The organism is Halobiforma nitratireducens JCM 10879 (assembly GCF_000337895.1).
GTDB lineage: Archaea > Halobacteriota > Halobacteria > Halobacteriales > Natrialbaceae > Natronobacterium > Natronobacterium nitratireducens.
The window spans coordinates 1-4,016 of the sequence record NZ_AOMA01000084.1 but is presented as its reverse complement, the minus strand read 5'-3'; the positions used below and the strand labels follow the sequence as shown (position 1 = coordinate 4,016).

3 protein-coding genes are annotated in these 4,016 nt (G+C 62.1%); 1 reads left to right on the top strand and 2 read right to left on the bottom strand.

What is annotated here, in order from left to right; all coding sequences use genetic code 11:
* The first annotated feature begins 143 nt into the window (after window positions 1–143).
* Complete coding sequence (locus tag C446_RS08540) at window positions 144–1,985, top strand: MBL fold metallo-hydrolase (RefSeq protein ID WP_006672683.1); 1,842 nt, start codon at window positions 144–146, stop codon at window positions 1,983–1,985.
* Window positions 1,986–2,038: 53 nt separating this feature from the next.
* Here the strand turns inward: C446_RS08540 and C446_RS08535 are convergent, their stop codons facing one another.
* Together C446_RS08535 and C446_RS08530 are read right to left on the bottom strand one after the other, a co-directional pair.
* On the bottom strand, window positions 2,039–2,815 hold the full coding sequence (locus tag C446_RS08535) for a hypothetical protein (RefSeq protein ID WP_152419405.1): 777 nt from the start codon (window positions 2,813–2,815) through the stop codon (window positions 2,039–2,041).
* Between the two features lie 10 nt (window positions 2,816–2,825).
* A complete protein-coding gene (locus C446_RS08530) occupies window positions 2,826–3,722 on the bottom strand; it encodes a DUF932 domain-containing protein (RefSeq protein WP_049920114.1) in 897 nt (298 codons plus the stop codon).
* Window positions 3,723–4,016 lie beyond the last annotated feature (294 nt).

Sequence of the window (4,016 nt, the reverse complement as noted above, 5' to 3'; positions counted from 1 at the left end):
CTTCTAGTCTAGTTAAAGTGACTATTTTAGACGCTAGTGACTACACCGCGATAGGTCGGAGCTAATTTCGAAAGCGTGCAACGGGCTATCAGAGGGCAGCGCGAAACCCGCGAACGGTTCTACGCCGAAGAAGTGATCCACCGATGACCGGGGACACGGACGACCAGGTCGCCTACAAAACGACGACCGCCACCGAATACACGGAAGACGACGTCCCCCTCGCGGTGGACCCCGGCGAGGGCACCCCGTTCATCGTGATTCCCCGCGGCGGAGTCCAGGAAGTCGGCCGCAGCTGCTACCAACTCGAAACCAAGTTCGGCACCTACCTCGTTGATGCCGGCCTCAACCAGGGCGACGGCGGACAGTTCCCCGACTTTCGTGGGATCGACGAGGGCCAGATCGACGCCGTGTTTCTGACTCATGCCCACATCGACCACGTCGGAGCGCTCCCGGTGATCGAAAGCCGCAACCTCCTCTCCCCGCGCGCCCCGATCATCACGACCCGCCCCACCGAAGCCCTCGCCAGCACCCTGCTCAAAGATTCGCTGAAGATCCACAAAGAAAAGGCCGAGAAACCGGGCCGGGAACAGCTCTATACGGACGCCGACGTCAGAAAGGTGCTCGACCGGTTTGTTCCCCGCGGATACATCCGGAGCGATATCCAGGACTACGTCCCCAACCTCCCGGAGCAAGAAACCCTGACGTTCGAATTCGGAAATGCAGGCCATCTGCTGGGCAGTGCCTGGATCGCGTTCGAAACGATGGGGTCCCGGGTCGTGTTTTCCGGTGATCTCGGCGGCCGGTCAAACCATCTCCCGGACATCGAGGACCCACCCAAGGCTGACAGCCTCTTCCTGGAGGCGACCTATGGCGGGACAGAAAACCATGACTCCGCCAGCGAGACCCGGACAGAGATCTACAGCGACGCCATCACCGCGGCCCGAAACCAGGAACCGGTCTTGATCCCCAGTTTCGGTGTTGGCCGCTCACAGGAACTGCTTTACATCTTCAAAAACCGGCTGCACCAACTCGACAACGACACCCGGAGTCAGATTCAACTGATCTACGACGGGATGGCGGTCGGCGCCACGAACACTTACAATCAGCACGCGCACGGCGAATTTGCGTCGGAATCCATCCGGAATCTCCGGGTGAGCAACGGCGAGGATCAGCCGTTCCTCCCCGACCAGGCCGACGCTGGCTACCATATCGACCGGCAGGACGCACTCGACAACGAGCGCACACCCATCATTATTGCCCCCTCAGGGATGCTCGCCGGCGGCTGGGCACCCTCATATCTCGTCGAATTCGCCGACCGGTACGACCACGCCAACATCTTCCTCTGCGGATTCCAGGCTGAAGGAACGCCTGGTCGACAGCTCGAGGACGCGATCGATGCAGAGGCTGGCACCATCGAGATCACCCTCCCCGCACTCAGGCTTGGAGAAGGCGTGCCCGATACCGACGATGGCACCACCGTTGAGATTCCGACAGAGTGGATCACACGGTACAGCGGCCTCTCGGCACATGGAGCGCGGCAAACCCTCCGCGAGTTCGCGCGGATGGTCTCCCCCGAAGAGATCACCCTTGTCCATGGTGAACCCGACCAGCAACGGGCCCTTGCCGCAAACCTCGCCGACAAGGTCGAAACCGTCACCGGCATCCGCGTCGGGGGTATGATGGATGCCACTCCCGTCCGTCCGCGGACCGACGACGACTCGGACTCCGCGCTCACCGACCGACCAGCCACGAAACTCCTGGATGAAGCCGAGCACGAGTTGACATTCGATGAAACAACTGCTGCCACAGATATGGACCACTCTGACCTGGTCGACCGGATGGACACCCTCGAGATGGCGCTTCGGACGATCGACGCCGAGCTCGGTGTCGCCCGACACGACGACACCTTCTCTGAAGCAGAAATTCGATCCATCGTCCGGGACGAAATGCGATCCCTTCTCAGGGACGAGGGACTCATCGACTAATCCTCGAATATAGGACGTGGCCCTGCCCCGGCCAAACACCGGGACCCGGACCGTCAGCCATCTGGCACATACTCGTCGAACCCGGCCTGCTCCGTCAGGACATCGACCGCGTCTGCCACCTTCCGGGTCCGGGCCTTGTACAGACTTAATCCTGCGTACCGGTCCGCGTCTCCAGCCTCGGCCCGGTTCTCGAGGAAGGCCCGCGCAGCCGGTTCATCCGCAAAGAACGGGATCGTTCCATGGTCGTTCACGTCGGTATGGGGCAGAGTTGCCCCGGTCTCCGGATCCAGCCAGTAGTACACCGTGGACCGCCGCGTCCCCGCGTGCAGCGTATCGTACCCGCCATCCGGCTCAAACGCACCCTCGTCTTCCACGTCGGTCTGGTCCCGCCTGTCTCGGTCCCGCGGTTCCAGGAGTTGGGCGACCGATCGCTGCTGCCCGTCCTCGAACACCGGGCCCGCCGTCCGGATGAGTTCCCCGGCCTGATCGTACACCCGTTCGCCACCCTGTCGACAGCCCTCGTCCGCCTGGCATCGGTAGTACTCGACCGCCAGGTGCGCACGCTGATCCGTGCGGACACGGGAAAGAGACCCACCACACTGCCGACAACACACGTCCTCTTCTCCGGGATTGTCTTCCGCGTCTCCCGTGATCTGATCGTACGCCTGGCGGAAATGCTGCTCCGGCAGGTAGCTGAACGTGTCATACTGGAGTTCACCGTCCCACGGTTGCTGCACGTAGAGCCATTCCGCGCCGGTCCGCCGCCGGGCCTCCACGTACTCCCGCGCAAGCCGCTGGACAGGGTCCGTCACCTGATCGGGATCGTCCACCACTTGTCGATCACCCGCCGTCGCCGTGCGCCTCGATCAGCGTCTGCAGTGTTTCCTCCTCGCCATCCCAGTACGGATCGATCTCCGCGTCAGCCGTGTACTGATCGACCCGGTGCTCCACGGCCCGCCGGCCCAGTTCTGTTGCATCGGGGACGTCGCCCTCCCGGTCGAGGAGCCGGGCCGCCTGTTCCAGGCCGCGGGTCCGGTTGTCCGCGTCCATGCCATCCGCGTGGGTCAATGCCCGCGTCGCCGCGTTGTACGTGTCGTACAGCGTTGGCTGGTCCTGGTACGCGTCGAGTTCCGTTTCGAGCGCGTCCCGCAGCGTGTCCAGCGGATCGTCCACTGGAAGATACGCGTCGATCCCGAGGTCGGTCAGCACCAGCAGGGCCTCGTCCCGGTTCACGAGTTCCTGGTCGGCCGCCGCTTGGATCCGGTCCTCCACATCCGCCACGCCGGACACGATGCTGTCGTACGCGTGCTCGAACAACGCGTAGTTCAATGGCTCACTGTGCGTCTGGCTGAAATGCTTCTCCGCGTCGAACGACACCATCCCGTTCGTGCAGATGACGCGGACCGCCCCGATATCATGGTGCAACCCGTGCATCCCGGTGTGGGCGTGGGACGTCCGTTTCCCGAGTTCGTAGATGTCGCCGTCGAACGGTTCCACTTCCAGCCCGTCCAGATCCGTGTAGACCGTGAGCTTCCGGCCATCACTCGATTCCCGGACGTAGCCCTTCGGCCGCACCGCGTCACTGTACTGCTCCAAGGCCTGGGCCTCGTAGTCGATGATGTCCGCCGGCTGAAACACGTGGTAATGCTCTGTACTGGCCGACACATCCCCGACAGGCGTCCCATCTGCAGTCCATAGCGAGTCACGATACGACAGTTCCGCCCACTCGTCGTCCACTTCGTTATGGGCGTAGATGTCGTGGCGCTCGATCTCCGCCAGTTCGTGTTTGGTGTCACGGAGTTCGTCGATTCCATCAAACGTGTACAGGTTCCCTGTAATCGGTCGTCACCCGAGACAGGAACGGCACAGGCAGAGTCATAGCCGTGTGGAGAGACCGGAGTTCGAATGAGGTCCGAACGTTCGGATACATGTCTGGTCCTCCTACCGCTCCTGATATCCAGACGAGAGTTCTACCGAAACAGAACTTCAATAGTAATAATAATGTTTAGTGAGAGGAACCGGTTATGGCTA

What these genes read in the sequence shown, in the direction of transcription:
- C446_RS08540 (WP_006672683.1), top strand. Translation starts at nt 144, where the DNA reads ATGACCGGGGACACGGACGACCAGGTCGCCTACAAAACGACGACCGCC.